22 protein-coding genes and 1 pseudogene are annotated in these 21,022 nt (G+C 73.8%); 10 read left to right on the forward strand and 13 right to left on the reverse strand.

Going from position 1 to position 21,022, the window contains the following annotated elements; translation table 11 throughout:
* Nucleotides 1–18: 18 nt before the first annotated feature.
* Complete coding sequence (locus ACZ7N4_RS17875; protein WP_471359253.1) at nt 19–195, forward strand: hypothetical protein; 177 nt, start codon at nt 19–21, stop codon at nt 193–195.
* Nucleotides 196–478: 283 nt separating this feature from the next.
* Here the strand turns inward: ACZ7N4_RS17875 and ACZ7N4_RS17880 are convergent, their stop codons facing one another.
* From ACZ7N4_RS17880 to ACZ7N4_RS17915, 8 genes are all read right to left on the reverse strand, one after another.
* Nucleotides 479–1,237, reverse strand: a complete 759-nt coding sequence (locus ACZ7N4_RS17880) for a DUF2182 domain-containing protein (protein ID WP_471359254.1) — start codon at nt 1,235–1,237, stop codon at nt 479–481.
* Nucleotides 1,234–1,848 carry a DUF1326 domain-containing protein gene (locus ACZ7N4_RS17885; RefSeq protein ID WP_471359255.1) on the reverse strand — a complete coding sequence of 205 codons (615 nt, stop codon included), beginning with the start codon at nt 1,846–1,848 and terminating at the stop codon, nt 1,234–1,236. The genes ACZ7N4_RS17880 and ACZ7N4_RS17885 overlap by 4 nt, the downstream gene beginning before the upstream one ends.
* Before the next feature lie 427 nt (nt 1,849–2,275).
* A complete protein-coding gene (pqqB, locus tag ACZ7N4_RS17890; protein ID WP_471359256.1) occupies nt 2,276–3,166 on the reverse strand; it encodes a pyrroloquinoline quinone biosynthesis protein PqqB in 891 nt (296 codons plus the stop codon).
* 188 nt (nt 3,167–3,354) lie between these two features.
* Nucleotides 3,355–3,747 (reverse strand): SseB family protein, encoded by a 393-nt coding sequence (locus ACZ7N4_RS17895; protein ID WP_471359257.1) that lies wholly within the window; start codon nt 3,745–3,747, stop codon nt 3,355–3,357.
* Between the two features lie 331 nt (nt 3,748–4,078).
* Entirely contained in the window at nt 4,079–4,636 is a 558-nt protein-coding gene (locus ACZ7N4_RS17900) for a cysteine hydrolase family protein (RefSeq protein ID WP_471359494.1), read from the reverse strand.
* 41 nt (nt 4,637–4,677) lie between these two features.
* The gene (locus tag ACZ7N4_RS17905; protein ID WP_471359258.1) at nt 4,678–6,183 is read right to left on the reverse strand and encodes a purine-cytosine permease family protein; all 1,506 of its coding nucleotides are present in this window, start codon (nt 6,181–6,183) and stop codon (nt 4,678–4,680) included.
* 255 nt (nt 6,184–6,438) lie between these two features.
* The gene (locus ACZ7N4_RS17910; RefSeq protein ID WP_471359259.1) at nt 6,439–6,780 is read right to left on the reverse strand and encodes a DUF2795 domain-containing protein; all 342 of its coding nucleotides are present in this window, start codon (nt 6,778–6,780) and stop codon (nt 6,439–6,441) included.
* Between the two features lie 58 nt (nt 6,781–6,838).
* The gene (locus ACZ7N4_RS17915) at nt 6,839–6,991 is read right to left on the reverse strand and encodes a hypothetical protein (protein ID WP_471359260.1); all 153 of its coding nucleotides are present in this window, start codon (nt 6,989–6,991) and stop codon (nt 6,839–6,841) included.
* 182 nt (nt 6,992–7,173) lie between these two features.
* Between ACZ7N4_RS17915 and ACZ7N4_RS17920 the strand changes: the two genes are divergently transcribed.
* Both ACZ7N4_RS17920 and ACZ7N4_RS17925 read left to right on the forward strand, forming a co-directional pair.
* Nucleotides 7,174–7,368 (forward strand): DUF2795 domain-containing protein, encoded by a 195-nt coding sequence (locus ACZ7N4_RS17920; RefSeq protein WP_471359261.1) that lies wholly within the window; start codon nt 7,174–7,176, stop codon nt 7,366–7,368.
* 587 nt (nt 7,369–7,955) lie between these two features.
* The gene (locus tag ACZ7N4_RS17925; RefSeq protein ID WP_471359262.1) at nt 7,956–8,795 is read left to right on the forward strand and encodes a CAP domain-containing protein; all 840 of its coding nucleotides are present in this window, start codon (nt 7,956–7,958) and stop codon (nt 8,793–8,795) included.
* Here the strand turns inward: ACZ7N4_RS17925 and ACZ7N4_RS17930 are convergent.
* The gene (locus ACZ7N4_RS17930; protein ID WP_471359263.1) at nt 8,762–9,961 is read right to left on the reverse strand and encodes an MFS transporter; all 1,200 of its coding nucleotides are present in this window, start codon (nt 9,959–9,961) and stop codon (nt 8,762–8,764) included. The genes ACZ7N4_RS17925 and ACZ7N4_RS17930 overlap by 34 nt on opposite strands.
* 54 nt (nt 9,962–10,015) lie before the next feature.
* Between ACZ7N4_RS17930 and ACZ7N4_RS17935 the strand changes: the two genes are divergently transcribed.
* A complete protein-coding gene (locus tag ACZ7N4_RS17935; RefSeq protein WP_471359264.1) occupies nt 10,016–10,753 on the forward strand; it encodes an AraC family transcriptional regulator in 738 nt (245 codons plus the stop codon).
* 48 nt (nt 10,754–10,801) lie between these two features.
* Here the strand turns inward: ACZ7N4_RS17935 and ACZ7N4_RS17940 are convergent, their stop codons facing one another.
* Both ACZ7N4_RS17940 and ACZ7N4_RS17945 read right to left on the reverse strand, forming a co-directional pair.
* Nucleotides 10,802–12,637 (reverse strand): sigma-70 family RNA polymerase sigma factor, encoded by a 1,836-nt coding sequence (locus tag ACZ7N4_RS17940; RefSeq protein ID WP_471359265.1) that lies wholly within the window; start codon nt 12,635–12,637, stop codon nt 10,802–10,804.
* A gap of 139 nt (nt 12,638–12,776) precedes the next feature.
* A complete protein-coding gene (locus tag ACZ7N4_RS17945; protein ID WP_471359266.1) occupies nt 12,777–13,196 on the reverse strand; it encodes a winged helix-turn-helix transcriptional regulator in 420 nt (139 codons plus the stop codon).
* 97 nt (nt 13,197–13,293) lie between these two features.
* On the opposite strand from ACZ7N4_RS17945, the pseudogene ACZ7N4_RS17950 reads away from it, so the two are divergent.
* Nucleotides 13,294–14,156: pseudogene (locus tag ACZ7N4_RS17950) on the forward strand (alpha/beta fold hydrolase).
* 24 nt (nt 14,157–14,180) lie between these two features.
* On the opposite strand, the gene ACZ7N4_RS17955 reads toward ACZ7N4_RS17950, so the two are convergent.
* The gene (locus ACZ7N4_RS17955) at nt 14,181–14,882 is read right to left on the reverse strand and encodes a DUF4232 domain-containing protein (RefSeq protein WP_471359267.1); all 702 of its coding nucleotides are present in this window, start codon (nt 14,880–14,882) and stop codon (nt 14,181–14,183) included.
* Between the two features lie 250 nt (nt 14,883–15,132).
* Between ACZ7N4_RS17955 and ACZ7N4_RS17960 the strand changes: the two genes are divergently transcribed.
* On the forward strand, nt 15,133–16,206 hold the full coding sequence (locus ACZ7N4_RS17960; RefSeq protein ID WP_471359268.1) for an NAD(+)/NADH kinase: 1,074 nt from the start codon (nt 15,133–15,135) through the stop codon (nt 16,204–16,206).
* Between the two features lie 114 nt (nt 16,207–16,320).
* On the forward strand, nt 16,321–16,821 hold the full coding sequence (locus tag ACZ7N4_RS17965; RefSeq protein ID WP_471359269.1) for a peptidylprolyl isomerase: 501 nt from the start codon (nt 16,321–16,323) through the stop codon (nt 16,819–16,821).
* 103 nt (nt 16,822–16,924) lie between these two features.
* Here the strand turns inward: ACZ7N4_RS17965 and ACZ7N4_RS17970 are convergent, their stop codons facing one another.
* Nucleotides 16,925–17,704, reverse strand: a complete 780-nt coding sequence (locus ACZ7N4_RS17970) for a thioesterase II family protein (RefSeq protein WP_471359270.1) — start codon at nt 17,702–17,704, stop codon at nt 16,925–16,927.
* A gap of 247 nt (nt 17,705–17,951) precedes the next feature.
* Here ACZ7N4_RS17970 and ACZ7N4_RS17975 point away from each other — a divergent pair, with 247 nt between their 5' ends.
* The 3 genes from ACZ7N4_RS17975 to ACZ7N4_RS17985 are packed head-to-tail and all read left to right on the forward strand — an operon-like array spanning nt 17,952 to nt 20,847.
* Nucleotides 17,952–18,584, forward strand: a complete 633-nt coding sequence (locus ACZ7N4_RS17975) for a helix-turn-helix transcriptional regulator (protein ID WP_471359271.1) — start codon at nt 17,952–17,954, stop codon at nt 18,582–18,584.
* A gap of 13 nt (nt 18,585–18,597) precedes the next feature.
* Complete coding sequence (locus ACZ7N4_RS17980; protein WP_471359272.1) at nt 18,598–19,812, forward strand: DSD1 family PLP-dependent enzyme; 1,215 nt, start codon at nt 18,598–18,600, stop codon at nt 19,810–19,812.
* 51 nt (nt 19,813–19,863) lie between these two features.
* Nucleotides 19,864–20,847: a threo-3-hydroxy-L-aspartate ammonia-lyase gene (locus ACZ7N4_RS17985; RefSeq protein WP_471359273.1), complete on the forward strand. Its 984-nt coding sequence runs from the start codon at nt 19,864–19,866 to the stop codon at nt 20,845–20,847.
* Nucleotides 20,848–21,022 lie beyond the last annotated feature (175 nt).

Raw genomic sequence — 21,022 nt, forward strand, 5'->3', positions numbered from 1 at the left:
AGCGGATGGGCGTCGCCCGTGGCCCACGAGTGCGGTGGTCGAGGACCGCCGCCCCAGGGGTCCGGGCCGCGCGCCGTCGGCGTGCGCGCCCTCGGCTACGCGGGCGGACTCACCCCGGCCGAACGTCTCGAAAGCCCGGACACCGTCGTCTTCCACGACATGCGCGAGTTGCCCATGCCGCTGCGCGAGATGTGACGCAGGCCCGTGGCGTCGCTCACCGGAACAGGAGGGCCGTCCGCTGACCGCCTGCCCGGCCGGCTCGGGGCGCTCCCCACCGCCTGGAGGGTCCGGCGGTCGACGAGGAGCCGGGTGTGCTCTCGTCGACCAGCCGGAACGTCTCCTCCGAGCAACGCGCGCAGCGCCCTCGATGCAGCGCCCTCGCGTGCAGCGCGGTGCAGGTGCGGCAGCCGCGCGGCGCGCCGGCCCCGGCGCTTCGCCGGGAACGGCCGAGTCGTCGTCCGGCCGCCGCGAGCACGGGTCACATCCCGGCCGTACCACCGCCGGTGAGACCCGGGGCCAGGCCAGGGGCCCAGAAGACGGCGACGGCCAGGGCGATGGAGGCGATGCCCACGGCCCGGGCCACCACCTGCCCGGCCGGGGCCAGCTTCTCGATGGTGATCACGGCGGTCAGGACCACCATGGCCCACAGGTTCATGACGCCGAACACGGCGAGCAGCGCCATCAGCGACCAGCAGCAGCCCAGGCAGAACGCCCCGTGGTGGGCACCGGCACGCAGATCGCGTGAGGCCCCCGGATACGAGGCGTAGCGCAGCATCAGCCCGAGGGGAGACCGGCATTTCGCCAGGCAGCGGTCCTTGAGAGGGGTGAGCTGGTATACGCCGCTGACCGCGAACACGGCCGCGGCCACCGCGGTCCCCGCCGCCGGGGGAAGGCTCGCCGCCCGGCCCAGGCCTTCGGACAGCGCGTACGCGGGCAGCCCGGCCACGGCCCAGACGAGCACGTAGGCGCCCGTGAACACGGCCATGCGTGGGGCGCGGTGCGCGGTGATGGTGCGTGCGTACAGGGCGGCGACGGGCGCCGTGGCGGGCAGCATCATCGCGGCGATCATCAGCGTCCACATGCCCAGGAAGAGGGGCGGATTCAAGCCCATGGTGCCGGGCATGGCCTCCATACCGCCCCAGCGCGTCACCAGCCAGACCCAGGCGGCGGCCGCCGCGGCCAGCAGCAGCCCGGCGGGAGCCGTACGGTGGCGGGCAGGGGCCGAGCCGCCGCTCACGCGGACCATGTGAAGGGCGCCGAGTGGCCGTTGCCGCCGGAGAAGTCCCAGGACCGGCCGTACACGCCGTTGCCCGTCGCCCGGGTGGAGCGGGCGATCGTCAGGCTGCTGCTCGCCGGGTGGAACATGCCGGTCAGACCCATCACGGGACCGTCGTCGCCGTACTGCGGGGCGACCTGGTCCTCGATCTCGATGTCGATGGCGTCGCCGATCCGTACGGCGTGGCGCCGGCCGTCGTCGCGGTAGTCGACGGGGGTCCGCTCCACGCCGAGGACCTCGCCGATGAGCGGTGCCAGCGCCGCCATCGGTCCGCCGGCCTGGCCGGAGAAGACCTTGCCCAGCGCTTCCGCCTGGGCGTCGTCGGCCGAGGCGTCGACGTACAGCGCCACCTGCCAGCCGCCGTCGGCCATCACCTGGGGCGCGTCGACGAAGACAGCGACACTGCGATCGGACACGTCCACGCCGTCGACGTTCCCGTCGTCCACGTGGAAGGCCAGCGTCACCTGGCAGCGCTCGTGGTCGGCCGGCGCGGTCAGGCCGGAGGTGGTGCAGGGGCACACAGCGTCGCAGTTACAGCTTTCCAGGTACGTGCCGTTCAGATTCCAGGGCATGGTTCCTCTCCCTGTTTCGCGTCCCCCCGCGGCGAAGGGACAGCGTCGGGAGGGTCCGTCCCGCGCCGGTGCCGCTCTTCTCCAGGCTATTCCCGACGCCCCCCGGTGCGCAGTCCGGAGGGCGGTGGCCCCCCAGGGGCGAGGATCGCCCGGCGGCGTTCGCCCGACGCGGTGGGTGCGCTGCCGTGGATCGGGCGGGGAGCGTCCACCAGTGTGAGGCCTCGTCCGCTTGCGTCGTACGGCCCTGCTGTGCGTGGACGCGGCGGGGATCCGGCTGCTCGGAGCCGGGGTCACGGACGACACGATCGCCGAACGCCTCGGCATCAGCCGCCGAACCCTCCCCCGCAGCCTCGGACAGCTCCGCCACTGCCCTCCGGCGGACGGCCCCTGGGCCTGCCCGGCACGCCCGTCGGAAGCCCCCGGCCCGCTAGAGCACCAGCTCGGTGCCGTCCGGCAGGACCTCGGCGCTGTGCTCGGCCACCTGCGCGCGTGCGGAGGAGGCCGGGTCCAGCAGCGGGTTGGTGTTGTTGAGGTGGGTGTAGATCCGGCGCGCGCCGGGATGCCGGGCCAGCGCGGCGAGGGAGCCGTCCGGGCCACTGACCGGGAGATGCCCCATGGCGGCCTGACCGGCACCGGAGCGCACCGCCGTGCCCATCTCGCCGGCGGCGAAGAACGTGCCGTCCAGCAGCAGGCAGTCGGCGTCGGCGCACAGCTCGTCCAGGACGGGGCTCCAGGCACCGACGCAGGGCGCGTAGACCAGCACTCCCCCGCTGGCCAGGTCCTCGATGCGGTACGCCGTCACCCACGGCTCCGTGGCCGCGGGCTCCTGCACCGGTACGTACTTCGGGATCTTCGCGCCCACCGGATGAGCCGTCACGACGAGACCGCCGGCCAGCACGAATCCCCCGTCGGCCAGGCTGTCGGCCCACTCCCAGGGCGCGTAGCGGCCGAGTGCGGCGCGGGCGGGGGCGAGGACGGCCCGCACCGGCGGCGCGGCGTAGACCTTCAGCCCCGCCGCTCCGCGCAGTTCGGCCAGGCCGGCCACGTGGTCGGCCTCGGCGTCGGTGAGCAGCATTCCGCGCACCGGGGTCTCCCGGGATCCGGGGCCGGGCCACAGCGGCGGGGTGGCGGTGAGCTGGGTCCGCAGGTCGGGTGAGGCGTTGAGCAGCCACCAGTCCCGGCCGTTGCCGGTGACGGCGGCGCACTCCTGGCTCCGGGGAGGCAGCCTGCCGTCCCGGGCGGCGGCGCAGAGCGCGCACGCGCAGTTCCACTGCGGGAAGCCGCCCCCGGCGGCGGTGCCCAGCAGGACGATCCTCACGACCATCGGCTCCTTCGCGTTCGCCCGGCCCTGACTCCCGCTGGGATCTTCCCTCCCTGGGTGCCGGTGACCACCGGCGGCAGGGGGCAGTTCCGGCCGTCCTTCGGCGGAGGTTCTCCGGGTCGCGTCCGCGGGTGCGGATGGTGTGGGGGCCGCCGGTGCGGTCCCCGTCCTGTCCGAGGTTCGGATCAGCGGGCCAGCAGGGTGCGTACTCCCTGTGAGGTGAGGGTCAGCCCGTGGGCGGAGCTGCCGTCGATGGCGAGGGAGAGGTCCTCCTCGGGCCACTGCGCGGCGAGGGCGCCGAGCGGGATCAGGCGGTAGCGCGAGACGAACGGCAACAGGCCAGCCATCTCGCCCTCGGAGGTGAACACCGGGACGACCGGGTCGCCGCCGGGCTGTTCCAGGACGGGCAGCGCCACCGTCGTTGCGTCGGCACCGTCCGCCGCGTCGTCCGGTACCGGGACGAGTACGTCACTGTGGGCGAGGGTGTCCAGTGCGGCCTGGTCCTCGGCGTTCACGGCGAGGGCGTCCAGTGCCTGCTGGGCGGGCGTCGGCAGGTCCTCGTGTGCGGGTGTCTCCATGGCTGGTCCCCAGGTAGCGGGTGGTCGTACGGGCCGTCCGGGCAGGCTGCCGCCCGGGCGTGCTCCGCCTCGCGTACCCGGTGGGGTGCGGGGCATGCGTGGGGATCGGCGGGGGGTCCCGTGGGGAGGCGGTGCCGGGGGATGGTTCGGACGGCGGTCCGGACGGGCGTTCGGACGGCGGGAGAGCGGGCTCGGGGGCGCGGCCGGTCGGCTGGAGGAGGGGGGCCGGTTCGATGCGGCCGGGGTCGAGGAGGCCGGCGCGGGTCCGCGGGGTGCCGTCCCGCCGGGAAGGGGATACGGCTGCTCCGCTACTGCCTGAGCGGGGCGCCGGTCACGGCCCGGTCGCCGCGAGCACGTCGGCGATGGTGGTGACCCGGACCAGCGGCCGGTACAGCTCCATCACCTGGAGGGCCCTGAGGTGGGAGTCGTCGTCGGCGCCGGCACAGGCGTCGGCCACGACCAGCACCTCGATGCCGGCGTCGGCGGCGGCCAGGGCGGTGGACAGCACGCAGCAGTCGGTACTGACGCCGGCCAGGACCAGACGGCCGTCCGGGCCGAGCCGTGCGGCGAGTTCAGGGGTCCACTTGCCGAAGGTGGTGGTGTCCAGGACGGGGTCGGCGAGGCCGGCGAACTCGTCGGTGAGGGCCCAGAGATCGGCGTCGGCGGGCCGGCGGGCGAAGGGGAACCGGTCGTAGTAGGCGCGCCAGGCGCCGGCCGGCTGTGCGGGGGCCAGGAAGCGGGTGAAGGTGACCCGGCCGGCGAAGGCCGGCAACAGGGCGAGTACGCCGGCTGCCGCGTCGGCGTACCGGGGTGCGGCCCAGGGACTCCCGGGGTCGGCGAAGACACGCTGCATGTCGATCACGGCGAGATGGCCGGCGCTCGCGGTCATGTGCGGGGCACCTTCCTCCGGTGCGGCGGCGTCGGCGGCGCTCACGGGTTCAGCACCTCCGCGTCGAGCGCGGGGCTCGGCGCCTGGGCCTCCTGGGCGCGGACCCGGCCCCGGCCCAGCAGCAGGGTGCCGAGGAAGGCGAGGGCCAGGGCGACCAGGACGCCCAGGTTGGCGTAGGCCCAGGCGCCGGTCCTCCCACCGAGGCCGAGGGGCTCCAGCAGATACCCCTGCCAGGTCAGCCAGCGCGCGGCGGTGTTGATGACCAGGCCCCAGCCGACGGCCGTGGCGGCGAGGGTGAGGACCAGCGGGCCGAGGGGGGCGTCGCCGTAGCGGCCGTGCGGGCGGAACAGGTCACCGTCGTCATAGTCGCGGCGGCGCAGCGCCAGGTCGGCGAGCATGACACCGGCCCAGGCGGCGATGGGCACGCCGAGTGTGGTGAGGAAACCCATGAACTGACCGAGGAAGTTGTCGGCGAAGAACACGATGTAGATCGCGCCGGCGATCATCAGTACCCCGTCGAAGAGCGCGGCCAGATAGCGGGGCACCCGCAGGCCGGCCGAGAGCAGGGCCAGGCCGGACGAGTAGATGTCGAGGACCGCGCCGCCGACCAGGCCGAGGACGGCGACCACGGCGAACGGCACCAGGAACGAGGTCGGCAGGAGCGTGGTCAGGGCGCCGATCGGGTCGGCCGCGATCGCCTTGCTCAGGTCCTCGGAGGAGCCGGCCAGCAGCAGGCCGAAGACGAGCAGGACCAAGGGGGCCAGTGAGGCGCCGAAGGCGGTCCAGCCGATCACCCCCCGGCTGGAGGAGCCGCGCGGAAGGTAGCGGGAGTAGTCGGCGGCGGCGTTGACCCAGCCCAGGCCGAAGCCGGTCATCATGAACACGAGCGCGCCGACGAACTCCTGGGCCGACCCGGCCGGGATCGCGTCGACCGTCGTCCAGTGGATGTGGTCGGCGACGAGGGCGACGTAGAGGACCGTGAGGACACCCGTGATGAGGGTGATCCAGGTCTGCAGTCGCATGATCAGGTCGAAGCCCATGACCCCGCCGACAACCGTGAGCGCGGCGACCACCAGCAGGGCGACCGCCTTGGTCTCGGTGCCCCCGCCCCAGCCGAGGCTGCTGAAGACGGTGGCGGTGGCCATCGTGGCGAGCGCGGTCAGGACGGTCTCCCAGCCGACGGTCAGCATCCAGGAGACGACCGACGGCAGCCGGTTGCCGCGCACGCCGTACGCGGCCCGGCTGAGGACCATGGTGGGGGCGGAGCCGCGCTTTCCGGCGACCGCCATGAAACCGCACAGCAGGAACGAGACGGCGATACCGAGCACCCCGGCGGCGAGGGCCTGCCAGAACGAGATGCCGAAGCCGAGCGCGAAGGCGCCGTAGCCGAGGCCGAGGACGGAGACGTTGGCCCCGAACCAGGGCCAGAACAGGGAGCGCGGGGTGCCCCGGCGGTCCGCGTCCGCGATCACGTCCAGCCCGTGCGTCTCCACCCGGAGGGAGCGGCCCGCGGCTCCGCCGCCGAGCGGGTCGTGCGGTTGGGTCATCGCCGGGGTACCTGCCCTGCCTGTCCAGACGTGTCCGTCGACGATCACGCTAGGACGGCCCCCAGGGGGCGTCAAGGCGGTCTCGGAGCAGGCCCGTAGGGGGTCTCAGGGCACGACTTGGGGACCTCGGGGAGAGCCTCGGAGGGTCGGGGGGCTCGGGTGAGTCGCGGCGTAGGCCGCGGGGGGGTTCGGGGTGAGTCGCGGGGGCCGGCTCGGCGGTCGCGGGGCGGGCTCAGGCGGACCCCGTTCATCCGGTCAGCGGTCGAACTCCTCCTGGATCGGGTTCTTCGGCTCCTCCCGCAGATGCTGGGAGAGTCCCGGTTTCCCGCCGTGCCGCGCCTGTTGCCCGCGCCGCGTGGCAGCGGCGCCGAGGTCCGAGTCCGGATCCGAGTCCGAGCCCGGGTCCCCACGGACCGACCGTGCCACGTCCTCGCGATCGGTGTAGTCCTCGGCGGGTATGCCGCGCAGGGCCTTGACGACCTCCTCGGAGGCTCCCGCCTGCCGTGCGGCCGAGACCAGCCGGTCCTTGTCCGCCGGGTAGGTCACGTCCCTCAGCGCGTCCAGCACCTCGGGGACGCTGATGCGTACCGCGCTCATGACGCCTCCCTACGCCTCCCTGCACGTCGCCGCTCTCGCCCGCGCTCTCATCCGTGGTCTAGTCGTTCTCACCGTTCTCGTCGTTCTCGTCGTTCTCGTCGCCGACGTCCGCTCCCTCCGCCTGGGACGGCGTGGTGCGCGGCGGCTGCTCCGCCTCGGTGGCGCCCGGCTCCGGTTCGCCCTCGGCCTGTGATGGGGTGGTCTCGCTCATCGGATGCTCCCGGTCCTCTGACGCGCGGCGCGCTGTTCGGAGCCCCGGGTACCCGTGCGGCATAGGACCCATCATGCGCAGAATGCCTGAATCCGCTTCCGCGGGATGGGTACCTGAGCAGTCCGGCGCAGCACGCGGCGCCGGCCCGATGATCGTGCACCACCTCACCGCCTGGAGGAGCCATGGCGGGTATCACCCCACCTGACCTGCAGAAAGCCCTGTCGGGCGCGGACTACCCGGCCACTTCCGACCAGCTTCGGAAGGTCGCCGAGAACAACCACGCGCCCAAGGAGATCACCGAGCGGATCTCTCACCTCGGCAAGAAGAAGTTCGAGAACCCCGCCGAGGTCAGCAAGGCCGTCTTCCGGAACAAGTGACGACGAGACACAGGGTGCGCGGCGGCCGGACAGCTTCTGCTCCGGCCGCCGTGTAGTGCGCCCCCCTCCCCGGGAGGGCAGCCGCCGCCCGGTCGGACGGTCCGCCCCCTTCCTTCCCCGTTCCGCCCGCCCCCGCGTGGATTGCGGGGGCTTTCCGGGTTCACGGGCCGCGATGCGCGGGGGACACGACACGGAGGGGGCGACCATCGGAGCCAGTCGGACCGGCCGGGTGGACGGCCAGGCCGCAGTGACATCCCTCACAGCGGAGACGGCCACTAAGCGGGGCGGATAGTAGACGTGGCCTCCGCGACAAATGGGATTTGTCCGTCTTGCCATGACTGGCGGACGCGGTCGCCGACGACCTCGAACCGGCCTCCCGGGAGCTTCCCCCATCCCCCGCCCACGAACTGTTCCTGACGCCTCGACAGCGCCCTCGCAAACATCGCGTTCGCGAAGTCGGCATCTCCGGGCTCGCCTGACAAGACCCCCGTACGCCTACGAGGGGAGATAGTAGAAACGCCACTTTGCGCTGCCTGTGACGTCGTCCCAACAATGAGCCCTCGGCGATCACCGAGTGAGGTTGACGTATGGGCCAGCACCGCAAAACGAAGCACTACCGGCGAATAGTCGTCGCCGCAGCAGCCGTCGGCGCCGTGGGCGTGCCGTCCGTCGCCCTGGCCTGTGCCGAGTGGCCGTACGGCACGCAGGACCCGGCACAGGCCGTCGTGACGAGCACGCCCGTGGGGCAGTGGCAGTACACCCCCGGACATCACCACAGCAACGTGTACGACACCCCCGGCGGCACCGCGTACGACACCGGCGCGCCGCGGACCACCGCGCCGCCCGCGCCCCGGACCCCGGCCCCGCCGAGCGCCCACCCCACCGCCGGGAGGAAGGTGACGGTCCACCACCCGCGGCCGACCGCCACCCCCAGCGCTTCGCAGGCCACCCCTTCCGTCTCCTCTCCCCCTTCCGTCTCCTCTCCCCCCACCGCCCCCGCCTCCGCGGCCCCCTCCGCGCCGAGCACCCCGAAGCCCACCGCCTCGGCGTCCGGAGTCTCCGCCGAGATCCTCCAGCTGGTGAACTCCGAGCGCGCGAAGGCCGGTTGCCAGGCGCTGGCCCTCGACCCGGCACTGACCAAGGCCGCGCAGGCGCACAGCGCGGACATGGCGTCCCACCAGAACATGTCGCACACCGGGTCCGACGGGTCGAACCCCGGCGACCGCATCACCGCGGCCGGCTACACCTGGAGCAGCTACGGCGAGAACGTCGCCTACGGCTACGGCACGGCGGAGCAGGTCATGGCGGGCTGGATGGCCAGCCCGGGCCACCGGGCCAACATCCTCAACTGCGGGTTCAAGGAGATCGGCGTCGGCCTCGCGCAGCCCGGCAGCTACTGGACCCAGGACTTCGGCACGGCACGCTGAGCGCCGGCGGCCGGCGCGTCGTCCCGGCCGCCGGGGCCCGCCGGTTCGGGCAGGGTGCGCAGCGACAGCCAGCTGAGCGCCGGCATCAGGATCAGCGGGGCCAGCGCGGTCCGCAGGGACGTCGCGTCGGCGACCCGGCCGATGAGGGGGCTCGCCAGTCCGCCGACGCTGACGGTCAGGCCGAGGGTGACGCCCCCGGCGGTGCCGACCCGCGAGGGAAGGTAGTCCTGGCCGAGGGTGACCTGGAGGGAGAACGGCACGTACAGGCCGACCGAGGTCAGGGCCACGCACAGGTACAGGGCGGGGCCGGGGACGAGGACGACGCCGGCGACCGCCGCGACCGAGAGCAGGTACGACCAGCGGCAGACCGTCACGCGGTCCCGGCGCTCGGCGAGCCGGCCGCCCAGCACGGAACCGACCGCGCCGCCCAGGTAGAGCACGCACAGCGCGGCCGTACCGGCCGCCGCGCCCCCGCCCGTGCGCTGCGCCGCGTACAGGGACAGGAAGCTGCTCAGTCCGGTGAAGACGACGGAGCGGCACACCACGGCCAGGGACAGTCTCAGGAAGGACGCCCCGTCGTCGGTGCCGTACGCCGGTGCCGTCCGGGTGAGGTGCCGCCGCTGCTCGGGGGCGCGCAGAGCGGTCAGGTTCAGCGCCGCGCCGACGAGCGCGGGCAGCACCAGCAGCGGGGTCCAGGCGAGGCCGCCCGTGCCCACGACGGCGGTGACCAGCAGCGGGGCCAGGGCGAAGCCGGCGTTGCCGCCGAAGGAGAACCAGCCCATGGCGCTGTGACCACCCCCGCCGGTCAGCCGGGCCACGCGCGCGGACTCGGGGTGGTAGGCGGCCACGCCGGCACCGGACACCGCCACGCACACCAGCGTCAGCGGGTACGAACCGCTGGTTCCGCTCAGCGCGATGCCCAGCCCCGCCAGGAGGGTACTGGCCGGCAGCAGCCAGGGAACGGGCCGGCGGTCGGTGAGCGCGCCGAACAGCGGCTGCGCCACCGAGGACAGCAGCGATGCGGCCAGGACGACGCCCGCGGCCGCGGCGTAGCCGTAGGAGCGCTCGGCGACGAGGAACGGGATCAGGGACGCCACGGCGCCCTGGTAGACGTCGACACAGGCGTGCCCGACGGACAGCAGGGTGATCGATGTTTTCCTTCGCACCCGGTCATGCTCCGGCTCCGCCGGGCTGTCGCGCTTTCGATAACCTGCCAGGTGATGACGGAGATCCGCCATGAGCCGGTGGCCCCCACCCGCACCCAGTGGCTGGCGTCCGGCGCGGCGATAGACGCCCACCGGCACGATGACCACCAGATCGTCTACGCGGGCCGGGGCGTGCTGGCCGTCACCACCGACGCCGGTTCCTGGGTCGCCCCGGCCACCCGCGCCCTGTGGGTGCCGGCCGGCACCGTGCACGCCCACCAGGCGCACGGCACGCTCGAACTGCACCTGGTGGGGCTGTCCGCGGGCGAGAACCCGCTCGGCCTCGACGCGCCGACCGTGCTCGCCGTGGAACCGCTGCTGCGCGAACTGATCGTCGCCCACACCGGCGCCCCGGACGACGGCAGCCCCGAACGGGCGCGGCTGCGCGCGGTGTTGCTGGACCGGTTGCGCGCCTCGCCGCAGCAGCCGCTGCACCTGCCGACGCCCGCGTCCCCCGTGCTGCGCGCGCTGTGCGACGTCCTGCGCGCCGATCCGGCCGACGGCCGTACGCTGGCGGAGCTGGGCCGTCAGGTCGGGGCGAGCGACCGTACCCTGTCCCGGCTGTTCCGCCGCGACCTCGGCATGACGTTCCCGCAGTGGCGCACCCAGCTGCGGCTGCACCACGCGCTGGTGCTGCTGGCCGGGGGGACGCCGGTGACGACGGTGGCGCACCGGTGCGGATGGTCCTCGGCCAGCGCGTTCATCGACGTCTTCCGGCGCACCTTCGGGCACACGCCGGGCCGTACCCCGTGACGCTCAGGGCAGGACGCCTGGGCGCCCGGCGGCGCTCACGGTCGGCTCTCACAGTCTGGCGCCGAAGGCCTGGGTCCACCAGGGGCCGCCCGAGCCGTTGTGGACGCCCACGCCGATGTTCTTGAACGAGCAGTTGAGGATGTTGGCGCGGTGGCCGGGGCTGTTCATCCACGAGTCCATCACCGCCTGCGGGGTCTGCTGTCCCCTCGCGATGTTCTCGCCGTACGTGGACCAGCGGTAGCCCGCCGCGGTGATCCGCTCGCCGGGTCCGTCGCCGTCCGGGTTGGTGTGGTCGAAGAAGCCGCGGGCGGCCATGTCGTCGGAGTGGCCCTGGGCGGCCCGGTCCAGTTGCGCGTCCTCGGTGACCGGGCCGCAGCCGGCGGCGGCCCGCTCCTTGTTCACGAGGGCGACGACCTGCGCGACGGTGCCCGTGGGCGCCGGCTGCGCCTGCGGGGTACGGGAGGCGCGCGGAGTCGTCGGCGTGCTCGGCCGGGCCTTCGGGGTGCTGCTGGTGCGTGCCGGACGGGGGCTCTTCGAGGCGTGTGGCTTCTTCGAGTGCGACGGGGACGGCGACGCGGACGCCGAGGGCGATGACGAGGACGAGGTCGTGGCGGTGCCGGGTTCGGCGAGCTCCACGACGGGGGCGCCCGCGGTGTGCGCGGTGGTCGCCTCCTTGGTGGCCGGCCCGGAGCCGGTGCCGAAGTACCAGAGACCGCCGCCCGCCACACAGGCCGCCACCACGGCGCTTCCGACGGCCCGGCGCCGTGTCCGCCGCCGTCGCCGCGTCTCGCCGCGGCCGCTGCTGCGGCGGCGCGAGGCGCGCAGACCGACCGGGGCGCCGGAGTCACTGCCGGCGGCGCCCGGTCCGCCGGCGCCCGGGTCCGCTCCGCGGGTGCCGGAATCGGCCGCGAGGACGCCCGGGTCGGTTCCGGTGGTGTCGGGGGCCGCTCCAGTGGTGTCCGGGCCGGTTGCGGCCGGGCCCTGCGCCGAACCCGGGTCCCATGCGGCGGTGCCCGCGTCCGCCGGCCCGTGGGCGGCGGTCCCGGTGACCTGAGGGAGCGGTGCGGTCGAGGCGGTCGCCGTCAGGCCGGGTACCGCGGACCGGGTCGCCGTCAGCAGCGCCGACGACACGGCGACGAGGGCCAGTCCGGCCAGCAGCCCCTCCGCGGGCAGCAGACCGCTCCACAGTCCGCCGCAGCGCGCGCACTCCCGGGCGTGCCGGGCTATTCGCTTGCGCCACAGGGCGGAGGGCCGGCCGTCCCAGGAGGCCAGCATCCCGCGCAGCTCCTCGCAGACCGGCCGCGTGTCGAGCGCCCGTACGACCACCCGGGCCGCCTCCAGCCGCGCCTTCATCCGCTGCACCCGGACCGCGGTGTGCTGCGGCGACACCGCGAGGGCCGCGGCGACCTCGGCCCGGGTCAGCTCACCGGCGCACTCCAGCCACCACAGCGACAGCACCTCCCGGTCGTCCGGCTCCAGCCAGCGGGTGGCGCGCGCGGTCTCCTGACGCTGGCCGGACAGCTGGAGCCGGACGATGGTCAGGTCCACGAAGTCGGCGCCCGGATCGGCGACGTCCCCGGTCTCCTCCACGGCGTCCGGGGCGAGTTGCCGGTCCTGCCAGTGCGCCCGGACCCGGTTCATGGCGATGGCCACGAGCCAGGAGCGGAAACTCTCCGGGGTGCGCAGGTCACCGAGCGAGCCGAGGGCCCGGAGCATGGTCTCCTGGACCACGTCGTCGACGTCGACCGAACCGTTCAGGGCCCGCCCCACGATGTTGTAGACCAGCGGGAGATAGGCACTGACCAGGGCGTCCTGGGCCGCCGGGTCTCCCGCCCGGGCGGCGTTCACCAGTGCCGCCGTGTCCACCGTGTGCTGTGTCCTCATCAGAGCTTCCCTGTCCTCGACGCCGAACGGTGCTGTCCGTTACCTGGGAGACCGCCCGGGGCGGTGCCGATAACAGTTCTTCGGAAAATCGTTCGACGGGAGACTCACAGCAGCGGTGCCCCGGCCGCAAGGGAGAAGATCACACCGTTGCGGATCCCTGCGGGTCCTCGGCTCCGCCGTCCCGTTCGTTCGCCCGGTCCACCTCGGCCATGTGTTCCTCGGCCCAGTCCCGGACGGCCGCGAGGACGGTGTCGAGCGACAGGCCGAGTGCGGTGAGCCGGTAGTGCACGGCGGGCGGTACGGAGGGCTCCACCCTGCGGGCGGCCAGCCCGTCCCGCACCAGGCTCCGCAGGGTCACGGACAGCATCTTCTGCGAGACGCCGGGCATCCGGCGCAGCAGTTCGGCGAAGCGCACCTCGCCCGGGGCCGCCTCCGCCAGCACCTTCACCGCCATCGACGTCCACTTCGTACCGATCCGGTCGAGGAGCCGGCGGGTCGGGCACGCGGGGTCGAACAGGTCGCCGCGCGCGGCGGGACCGTCCTCGGCCTGGAAGGTCACCTGAAGCTCACCAACTGACGGGAAAGTGCGGTCTTTTGCGTTGGACAGTAGTTACCTACCGTCCCCTTGTCACCATCGGTTACCCAAGGGATCCTCCATGACCGTCAACCCCTCCACCGGTGTGCGGCAGCGCCGGGTCACCGTCAACGGCGTCGGACTCAACGTCGCCACGGCCGGGCAGGGACCGGCCGTGCTGCTGCTGCACGGCTTCCCCCACACCTGGCGGCTGTGGACCGAGGTCATCGGCCCGCTGGCCCGCCGGTACCGGGTGATCGCACCGGACCTTCGGGGTTTGGCGACAGCGACCGGCCGGCGGACGGGTACGACGCCGGGACGCTCGCCGCCGACGCCGGGGGCCTGTTGGAGGCGCTGGGCGCCGGCCCGGCCGCCGTGGTCGGCATCGACCTCGGCACCCCGCCCGCGTTCCTGCTGGCCATGCGACGGCCCGGACTGGTACGGCGGCTGGTGCTGATGGAGTCGCTCCTGGGCGATTTGCCGGGCGCCGAGGAGTTCCTGGCGGCCGGGCCGCCGTGGTGGTTCGGCTTCCACGCCGAACCAGGCCTCGCGGAGACCGTGCTCGCGGGGCACGAGGCGGCGTACGTCGGCTGGTTCCTGGAGCGCGGCACCCTCGGCCGGGGCGTACGGCCGGACGTCGGGGCCGAGTTCGTCCGCGCCTACGGCGGGTGCGAGGCGCTGCGCGCGGCGTTCGGGCCGTACCGGGCCCTGCCGGCCACCGTCCGGCAGATCCGGGAGGCGGTGGCCGGCGCCCGCCTCACCGTGCCCGCGCTCACGATCGGCGCCCATCCGGCCGGCCGTGCGCTGGAACGCCAACTGCGCCCCTACGCCGACCGGTTGGCGGGACGTGTGATCCCTGACTGCGGGCACATCGTCCCGTTGGACCGCCCGGAGGCGCTGATGGAGCTGCTGGAGCCGTTCCTCGCCGGGGACGGCCGGGACTGAGCCCGACTCCCCGGCGCGGAACGGTCAGGCGGGCTTCACCGCCGACACCGCCGTCGCGGTGACCTTGTTGTCGCACTCGGCGAGCCAGCCGTCGTCCAGGGCGACCTGGTGCTTGCCCGCACCCGGCAGGCCGACCACCATGGTCGGGAACACGGACGGGGTCGCGCCGGAGACGCAGTAACCGTCCCCCTCCCCCTGCACCTGTACGAAGGTCAGCTTCAGCCACGCCTTGCCGCCCGGTGCGAGGCGCACGGTGGTCGCGGTGCCCTTGGGGGTCACCTTCAGCGGGACGGACCGCTGCGGCGAGCCGTTGCCCGCCCCGGCCACCGTCGGGTGGCCGCGCAGCACGCACGCGGCCGAGGAGACGTTCTTGAACCGGACGACCGCGGCCCCGGTGCCCGTGCCCCGCGGCCGGACGGCGGACTGGTACGCCGACACCTCCAGCGCCTTGGCCGTGCAGGCCGGCGGCGTGGTGGTGTGGGCGACCAGGGAGACGCGGGCGGGCGTGGCGGCCGCGAACCGGTTGGCCTCGGCCGACCCGGTGGTGTACGCGGCCACGGTGGCCTGGGCGGACGGGGCGGTCGCCACGGTGGCGGCGTGGGCCTTCGGGGCCGGGGCCGCGCCCGCTGTCGTGGCGCTCGCCGACTGGAAGGCCGTCAGCGACAGGGTGGCGGCGACGGTGGCCAGGGCCGCCACCGTGACGCGGCTGGTGTGTCGGTGATGCATGAGATCCCCCGGTTGTCCGTGGTGTGTGGTCGGGGCGACCGGCGGGGCGCCGGCGCTCACCGACACAGACCGGGCACCGGGACCCCGGGTTCCCTGGTCCGGCCGTTGTGACACTGCGGTGACAAACCGGGGCCGGTCGCGCACGGAAGGCGGTGCGGCGGCCTCCGGGCGGCGTGGCGCGCGCCGGGCCGGCGCGGTCCGCGGCGAGGATGGCGCTCGTACGGGCCGACTGGGAGGCGGGTGTGCGGGTATGACGGTGAACCGTGTCGGCCTGGTCGTGCACGGCGGGCGCGCCGAGGCGGTGGCCGCCGCGCGGGCCGTGCGCGCCTGGTGCGCCGAGCACGCGGTGGGGTGCGCGGACATCGACGTCTGGCGGGAGGGCGCCCGGCACAGCGCCCGCGAGGAGATGGACAACGCGGGCGACCCGGACCTCGTCGTCACCCTGGGCGGTGACGGCACGTTCCTGCGCGGTGCCCGCCTGGCGGCCGAGAGCGACGCCCTGGTGCTCGGTGTCGACCTCGGCCGGGTCGGCTTCCTCACGGAGGTCCCCGCCACGGCGGTGCGGGCCGCGCTGGACGCCGTACGGGAGGAGCGGATCGACGTCGAGAACCGGATGCTGCTGACCCTGCGGGCGTCGTGCCGGCTGGAGGTGCCCACGCAGATGGAGGCACTGCTGCGGTACGGCCGCGGGCCCATGCTGCCGCCGCCGCGGGTGCGCACGGAGTGCGAGGTGGGCGGTGACTGGGGTGTCGCCCTGAACGTCACCGCGCTGAACGACGTGGTCGTGGAGAAGCTGGCCCGGGACCGGCAGGTGTCGGTCGCGGTCTATCTGGCGGGCCGGCTCCTTGCCTGCTACTCGGCCGACGCGCTGCTGGTGGCCACGCCCACGGGCTCCACGGCGTACAGCTTCGCCGCGGGCGGCCCGGTGGTCTCGCCCCGCGCGGAGGGCCTGGTGTTCACGCCGGTCGCACCGCACATGGTGTTCAACCGTTCCGTGGTGGCGGCGCCGGACGAGCCCGTCGCGCTGCGCGTGCTGGAACGTTCGGGCCAGGCCGCGGTGAGCATCGACGGCCAGTTGCGCGGAGTGCTGAGCCCCGGCGACTGGATCGGCGTGTACGCCGCCCCGCGCCGGCTGAAGGCGGTGCGGCTCGGTCCGACGGACTTCTACGGCCGGCTGCGCGAGCGCATGAACCTCACGGACGCGCCGGCCGCGCTCGCCGACGGACAGGCCGCTCCGCTGTGGCCGGTGAGCACGCCCCCGCCGGAGGACCTCGCCCACCTGGCCCTTCCCCCGGGTCCGGGGGACGCTCCCCGGCTGTCCTGAGACACCCGGATGGCCGTTCGACCCACGGGGCGCTGCCGCGCGGTGCGTGCGACCTGTGATCCTATATTCCGTACCGTAGACGTGGGCGAGCCCCACCGGAATGAGGAGATATCGATGTCGAAAGTCGCGCTGAACACCAACTTCGGCCGGATCGTGCTGGAACTCAACGACGCCGAGGCGCCCAAGACCGTCGAGAACTTCCTGTCGTACGTGCGCAGCGGCCACTACGACGGCACGATTTTCCATCGGGTGATCAGCGGCTTCATGATCCAGGGCGGCGGTTTCACTCCGGACATGGACCAGAAGCGCACCCAGGCGCCGATCCAGAACGAGGCCGACAACGGCCTGAAGAACGACAACTACACCGTGGCGATGGCGCGGACGAACGACCCGCACTCCGCGACGGCCCAGTTCTTCATCAACGTGTCGGACAACGCCTTCCTCAACTACTCGGCGAAGACGCCGACCGGTTGGGGTTACGCCGTGTTCGGCAGGGTCGTCGAGGGCCAGGACGTCGTCGACTCCATCAAGTCGGTCAAGACGGGCAGCCGGATGGGCCACCAGGACGTCCCGACGGAGACCGTGCTCATCGAGTCCGCCACGGTTGTCGACTGACGCGCGTCCCCGCCGGGCGGCACCGGTCCACCGGTGCCGCCCGCGTCGTTCCGCCCGGTCCGTCCGGCCCGTGGCCGGAGCGGCCCGTCGGCCCGACGCCCGATCAGACCGTGGCTCCGGTTCCGGAGGCGAGCCGTCGCAGCGTGGCCTCGATCCGGGCCAGCACGGCCTGTTGCTGCGCCACCAGATAGAAATGGGCCCCGGGGTACACGTGCAGTTCGAACGGGCCGTCGGTCTCCTGTGACCAGGTCCGGGCCTCCTCGGGGGTCACCCGGGGGTCGGCGTCGCCCGTCAGCGCGACGAGGGGACAGCTCAGGCGCGGTCCGGGGGTGTGCCGGTACGTCTCCACCGCGCGGTAGTCCGCCCGCAGCACGGGCAGGATCATGCTGAGCATCTCCTCGTCCCGGAGCACGGCCGCGTCGGTGCCCCCGAGCCTGGTGACCTCCTCGATCAGCCGCGCGTCGTCGCCGTGGTGGACGTCCTCGGACCGCTCGACGGACGGTCCCCGGCGGCCGGAGACGAAGAACACCGCGGGCGGCCGCCCGGCCTCCTCCAGGAGCCGGGCCAGCTCGAAGCCGACCATGGCGCCCATGCTGTGCCCGAAGAGGGCGAGCGGTGTGCCGTCCCGTTCGTCCAGCGCGCGGAACACGCCCCGGGCGAGGTCCCGGACGGAGTCCATGGGAGCCTCCAGGTGGCGGTCCTGCCGGCCGGGGTACTGCACCGCGCGCACGTCCACCGCGGGCGACAGCGCCTTGGAGACGGGAAAGTAGAAGCTCGCTGCGCCGCCGGCGTGCGGCAGGCACAGCAGCCGCGGCGCACCCGGTGTCGCCTGGTGGAAACCGCGCAGCCACAACTGGCTCTCCGCGCCGGACCGGTCGTCCATGTGTCCCCCTCGGTGGAACGTGTCGAACGTGCTGTGCCCCACGGTACTGAGGTGCACTCCGTGCCGCTGAGGGAAGTTCCGCGGCGGAGGGCCGTCCCGCGCCGGAGATCCGTGCGCGCCCCGCGCTTGCGCCTTGCCTGCCCTCTCGCGCCTGGCCCGCCTCGCGCCTCGCCCGCCTTGACGCGGTGCAACCGCATTCTTAGACTCTTCGTCTAGATCTGGAAGATCGATCGAGCCGGAGGCCGGTGTGGGCGAGGACGGGACGGACGAGCACCTGATCGGGGAGGCCGAGAAGATCGCCGTCGCGCTGGGCCGCATGTTCCCCGGTCTGTGCGAGGTGGTGCTGCACGACCTGCGGGACCCGGACCACGCGATCCGCGCGATCGAGAACAACCTGTCGGGCCGTCAGGTCGGGGACTCCGCGACCGAGTTGGGGCTGGCCCGGATCGCCGACCCGCAGTACCCCAGCGTCATCCAGAACTACCCCAACCGGTTCCCCGACGGCCGCCCGGCGAAGAGCACGTCCATCGGCATCAAGAACGCCGCCGGCGAGTACATCGCGGCCCTGTGCCTCAACCTGGACGTGTCCGTCCTGTCCCCGGTGACCCTCGCGCTGTCCAACCTCGTGGCCACGGACACCGAGCACCGCGAAAGGCCGCTGGAGACCCTGCGGGACCGCACCGCGCGCGAGCTGCGCCAGGCGGTGGAGGCGCGGGCCGCCGAGCGCGCCGCCACACCCCGTTCACTGGGCCGGGAGGACAAGAGGGCCCTCGTACGAGAGTTGCAGCGCGACGGCTACTTCGACTCGCGCGACGCCGCGCAGACCATCGCGGACCTGCTCGGCGTCTCCCGGGCCACGGTCTACAACTACACCAAGTGAAGGGCGACCGCCCATGACCACCGTCCCCTTCTCCTCCCCCGCCGCCACCTCCGCATCCGCCTCCGCCGCCGTCTCCTCCGGCGCCCGGACCCTGGCCGATCCCGACACCCCGTTCGCCGTCGTCGACGTCCACAGGGTCCGGCGCAACATCGCCCGGCTGCGTTCGCGGGCGGACCGCCTCGGAGTCGTGCCGCGCCCGCACGTGAAGACGGCCAGGAGCATCGACGCCGCCGCCCTCCTGCACGACGGCGGTCCCGGCCCCGTCACCGTCTCCACCCTCGCCGAGGCCGAGGCGTTCGCCGACGCCGGCTACCGCGACCTCACGTACGCCGTCGGCATCGAGCCGCACAAACTCCCGCGGGTGATCGCCCTGGTGCGCCGCGGCGTCACGCTGCGCGTGCTGCTGGACAGCACCGAGCAGGCGACGTTCGTCGCCGCGGCCGCGCGGGAGGCGGGGATCGCCCTTCCCGCCCTGATCGAGATCGACTGCGACGGCCACCGCGGCGGCCTCAGGCCCGACGCCCCCGGGCTCCCCGGGATCGCACGGATCCTGCACGACGCGGGTCGCCTGGACGGCGTACTGACCCACGCGGGCGAGTCGTACCACTGTCACACCGCCGAGGAGCGGCGCGCGGCGGCGCGGAACGAGCGGGACGCCGTGGTCGCCGCGGCCGAGCGGCTGCGCGCGGCCGGCCTGCCCGTGCCCACCGTCAGCGTCGGCTCCACCCCCACCGCGCACGCGGCCGACGACCTCACCGGAGTCACCGAACTGCGCGCCGGCAACCACGTGTTCTTCGACCTGGTGATGGCCGGCCTCGGTGTGTGCGGGCTGGACGACCTCGCCCTGTCGGTCGTGGTCACCGTGATCGGTCACCGCCCCGAGTACGGATGGGTCGTCACCGACGGCGGCTGGATGGCGATGTCCCGCGACCGCGGCACCTCCGCCCAGCCGCAGGACCAGGGTTACGGCCTCGTCACCGACCTGAACGGCACCCTGCTCCCGGACGTGGTCATGACCGCGGCCAGCCAGGAGCACGGCACGCTCACCGCACGGAACGGAGCCGTCCTGCCCGAACTCCCCATCGGCACCCGGCTGCGCGTCCTGCCCAACCACGCCTGTGCCACCGCCGCCCAGCACCAGGGCTACCACGTCGTCGACGGTGCCCACGGCCCGGCGGCGTCCGCCCCGGAGATCACGGCATACTGGCCGCGCGTCACCGGCTGGTGAGCCGTCTGCCGCCCCTTCCCCCCGCCCGTCGAGGACAACCCGAGGACCCCCATGGCCACCGCCGCACCCCCCGTTTCGCTCGCCGACGTCCGCGAGGCCGCCGCCCGTCTCCAGGGCATCGCCCACCGCACGCCGGTCCTCACCTCCCGCACGCTGAACTCCCTCGTCGGCGCGGAGGTGTTCATCAAGGCAGAGAACTACCAGCGGATGGGTGCCTTCAAGTTCCGCGGTGCCTACAACGCCGTCGCCCGGCTGACCGCCGAGCAGCGGGCGAAGGGCATCGCGGCCTACTCGTCCGGGAACCACGCCCAGGCCACCGCGCTCGCCGCCCGGGAGCTGGGCACCACGGCCGTCATCGTGATGCCGGAGGACGCGCCGCGCTCCAAGGTGGCGGCGACCGTCGGATACGGAGCGGAGGTCGTCACCTACGACCGCTACACCCAGGACCGCTCCGCGCTCGCGCACGCCCTGGCCGAGGAGCGCGGGCTGACCCTGATCCCGCCCTACGACCACCCCCACGTCATCGCCGGCCAGGGCACCGCCGCGCTGGAACTCCTGGAGGAGACCGGCCCGTTGGACGCCCTCCTGGTGCCCGTGGGAGGCGGCGGGCTCATCGCCGGCAGTGCGACCGTCGCGACGGCGCTGCACCCCGGGATCCGCGTCATCGGTGTCGAACCGGAGGCGGGTGACGACACCAAGCGGTCGCTGCAGGCCGGGGCACGCGTGACCGTCCCGGTCCCCCGCACCATCGCCGACGGCCAGGCCCTGGACACCCCCGGCGAGATCACCTTCCCCATCAACCAGCGCCTGGTCGACTCCGTCGCGCTCGTCAGCGACGCCGAGATCGTCACCGCGATGCGCTTCGCGTTCGAACGGCTGAAGACCGTCCTGGAACCCAGCGGCGCCACTCCGCTGGCCGCACTGCTGGCCGGAAGCGTCGAGAACCCGCCGCGGCGGATCGGCGTCATCGCGTCCGGCGGCAACATCGACGCCGACCGATTCAACGCCCTCACGCAGCGGCCCGAGCGGGAGTGACGCGGATGAGGTGAGCAGCCGGCGCGGTGGGGTGAGCAGCGGTCGCCGCTGGGGCGGGTCGCCGGCGCGGGGCGAGGCGTGGCGGCGCAGGACGAGGAGCCCCAGGGCGTGGCGGCGCAGGACAGGGAGCCAGGGCGTGGCGGCTCGGCAGCAGGCGCCTCAGGGCGTGCCCCGC

The organism is Streptomyces sp. NPDC107654 (genome assembly GCF_055639035.1).

Excerpts from the sequence above, each read along its gene's own strand:
- ACZ7N4_RS17885 (WP_471359255.1), bottom strand. The coding sequence starts at position 1,848 with ATGCCCTGGAATCTGAACGGCACGTACCTGGAAAGCTGTAACTGCGAC.
- ACZ7N4_RS17895 (WP_471359257.1), bottom strand. The coding sequence starts at position 3,747 with ATGGAGACACCCGCACACGAGGACCTGCCGACGCCCGCCCAGCAGGCA.
- ACZ7N4_RS17900 (WP_471359494.1), bottom strand. The coding sequence starts at position 4,636 with ATGACCGCGAGCGCCGGCCATCTCGCCGTGATCGACATGCAGCGTGTC.
- ACZ7N4_RS17905 (WP_471359258.1), bottom strand. The coding sequence starts at position 6,183 with ATGACCCAACCGCACGACCCGCTCGGCGGCGGAGCCGCGGGCCGCTCC.
- ACZ7N4_RS17910 (WP_471359259.1), bottom strand. The coding sequence starts at position 6,780 with ATGAGCGCGGTACGCATCAGCGTCCCCGAGGTGCTGGACGCGCTGAGG.
- ACZ7N4_RS17915 (WP_471359260.1), bottom strand. The coding sequence starts at position 6,991 with ATGAGCGAGACCACCCCATCACAGGCCGAGGGCGAACCGGAGCCGGGC.
- ACZ7N4_RS17920 (WP_471359261.1), top strand. The coding sequence starts at position 7,174 with ATGGCGGGTATCACCCCACCTGACCTGCAGAAAGCCCTGTCGGGCGCG.
- ACZ7N4_RS17925 (WP_471359262.1), top strand. The coding sequence starts at position 7,956 with ATGGGCCAGCACCGCAAAACGAAGCACTACCGGCGAATAGTCGTCGCC.
- ACZ7N4_RS17935 (WP_471359264.1), top strand. The coding sequence starts at position 10,016 with ATGACGGAGATCCGCCATGAGCCGGTGGCCCCCACCCGCACCCAGTGG.
- ACZ7N4_RS17940 (WP_471359265.1), bottom strand. The coding sequence starts at position 12,637 with ATGAGGACACAGCACACGGTGGACACGGCGGCACTGGTGAACGCCGCC.
- ACZ7N4_RS17955 (WP_471359267.1), bottom strand. The coding sequence starts at position 14,882 with ATGCATCACCGACACACCAGCCGCGTCACGGTGGCGGCCCTGGCCACC.
- ACZ7N4_RS17960 (WP_471359268.1), top strand. The coding sequence starts at position 15,133 with ATGACGGTGAACCGTGTCGGCCTGGTCGTGCACGGCGGGCGCGCCGAG.
- ACZ7N4_RS17965 (WP_471359269.1), top strand. The coding sequence starts at position 16,321 with ATGTCGAAAGTCGCGCTGAACACCAACTTCGGCCGGATCGTGCTGGAA.
- ACZ7N4_RS17970 (WP_471359270.1), bottom strand. The coding sequence starts at position 17,704 with ATGGACGACCGGTCCGGCGCGGAGAGCCAGTTGTGGCTGCGCGGTTTC.
- ACZ7N4_RS17980 (WP_471359272.1), top strand. The coding sequence starts at position 18,598 with ATGACCACCGTCCCCTTCTCCTCCCCCGCCGCCACCTCCGCATCCGCC.
- ACZ7N4_RS17985 (WP_471359273.1), top strand. The coding sequence starts at position 19,864 with ATGGCCACCGCCGCACCCCCCGTTTCGCTCGCCGACGTCCGCGAGGCC.